This window comes from uncultured Candidatus Puniceispirillum sp. (assembly GCF_963979125.1).
In the GTDB taxonomy this organism is placed as follows: Bacteria; Pseudomonadota; Alphaproteobacteria; order Puniceispirillales; family Puniceispirillaceae; genus Puniceispirillum.
The window spans coordinates 1-1888 of the sequence record NZ_CAXBVX010000179.1; the positions used below are offsets into that span (position 1 = coordinate 1).

Sequence of the window (1888 nt, forward strand, 5' to 3'; positions counted from 1 at the left end):
CTGGATTGACTGGGTATCGGGTCGTAAAAATGTGTCATTGATTGACGTGACTGTACCCTATCATAATGAACGTGCGCCGCGTGGTGAAGTTAATACCAGCATTACCGATCGTCTGAAATTAGGCGGGCCTGAAGCCATTTTATGGAAAATTTCACAACAGCGCTGGCTACCAGTCTGGCCCAGTAAGAAAGGTAAGATAGGTGTTGTTGGCCAAACAGAACTTGCCCGTGACGCCGTAGCAAGCTGTCTGCTTAACGGTTTCAAGCCGGTCTTTATCAACAAGCCAAAGCTTGACGCCGGATCAATGGTGGCAGATTTAAAGATGGCGCAGATGATAATTGATGCATGTCATTCAATTATTTTGGATCGTCTGTCAGCAATTTCTACACAGTTTTTAAAAGACCGTGCTGTTACTATTTTGCAGGAACGTTTGGCCACTCAAATTGGCCAGTATAATTTTTTGCGAAAAGCGTGGTCACAGCAATTGGCGCTTTATTCAGATTTGGAATGTATTATCTCGGGCTATAGCAAGGGCCCATCGGCAATGGCGATGGCGGATGCCTGTCAGGCATCAGGCATTAAAATTGCGGCTTTCCAGCACGGCATTACGCGCGAGATCCTGTCTGATGCCGATGAAAGGCGCGTTTTATATGAAACGAGTTTTTGTGATCTGTTTTTCACAATGAACCCAATGGCAGCCAAGATTACAAAAGATCTTTGTGCAATCAAAAGTCCCGAAACAATCTCAAAAAACTGGCCGTCACCATTCAAACGTATTGCTAAAAAACCCAGCAATAATGGAAACTCAATTCTGTATGTCTCGACCAATCTCTACTCGGGGCATAAGCCTAACCGGGTGCCACCAGCTAGTGACGGCGCGCTTTGTGCCTTTGAACAAGCACTTGTCGAAGATGTCTTTGGCAGCACTGATAAAACGATAGATTACAAACCATATCCAGCGATCCGGCAGCTGGATGCCGACCCGGTGATTGCAGCGGTAAAGGCCCAATCTAATATGTCGGTTATTGGTACGCATGAGGATCTGCGTTACCTGCTAGATCGTTATGAGATGTTTATTACCAGCAAGGCAACCAGCACCGTGTCGTGGATTGTGGCAACGGGCAAACCATTGTTGTTTATCGACCATTATTGCGATGCGCGTTTGTCGGATGAGGCGCGACAGGCATTTGGCGCAGCGTTTTTCCTGTTTGATCAGTCGGCAAAGAATTTTGAGAATAGCTTGAAAGATTTTCTGCAGCAAAGCATGGCTGATATTCATCAGCAATGGCAGGCGAAATCTTTGCAAAGATCAGCAATTATTGCCCAATTCTTTAGTGGTGCGCAGACCATTTGTCGCCGGACGATTTTTGATGATATAAAAGATAATTGCATGAATATTGATCGTAACGCCAGCGAAACACAAGGTTCCCGTGACAGCTAAAGTAACCATTAATAGCCTATTTCATGGTGATGGCGTGACGCCGTTGCGCACCTATGTCATTGCTGAAATAGGTATAAACCATGAGGGTAATGTTGATCTTTGCGCCGAAATGATCCGCAATTTTGCCAAGGCGGGTGCGGATGCCATAAAATTGCAAACCGTCGATGCCAAGCGCTCTTATGCGCCTGATACGCAAAGCTATGATATTTTCAGCCGTAGTGCGCTAACCCCCGCCCAAACAGCTAATATGTTCGAACTTGCGCGTGAATGCGGTGTTGAGGTCTTTACCACCAGCGGCGATATGCAAACCTTGGCATGGGTGGATAAGTTAAAGCCGGTTGCGCATAAAATTTCTTCGGGTCTTTTGAGTTGTCTGCCGATTGTGGACGATACTTGCCGGCTGGGCAGGCCAGTGCTGATTTCAACCGGCATGTCGGATGATACGGC

General features: G+C 46.6%; 2 protein-coding genes. Both read left to right on the forward strand.

Annotated elements, in window-relative coordinates:
- Positions 1-1441: hypothetical protein (locus ABNT28_RS10955; RefSeq protein ID WP_348721621.1), on the forward strand; the 1441-nt coding region annotated here is incomplete at its 5' end.
- Positions 1431-1888 (forward strand): N-acetylneuraminate synthase family protein (locus ABNT28_RS10960; protein WP_348721622.1); only part of this gene is annotated, 458 nt, incomplete at its 3' end. The genes ABNT28_RS10955 and ABNT28_RS10960, both read left to right, overlap by 11 nt.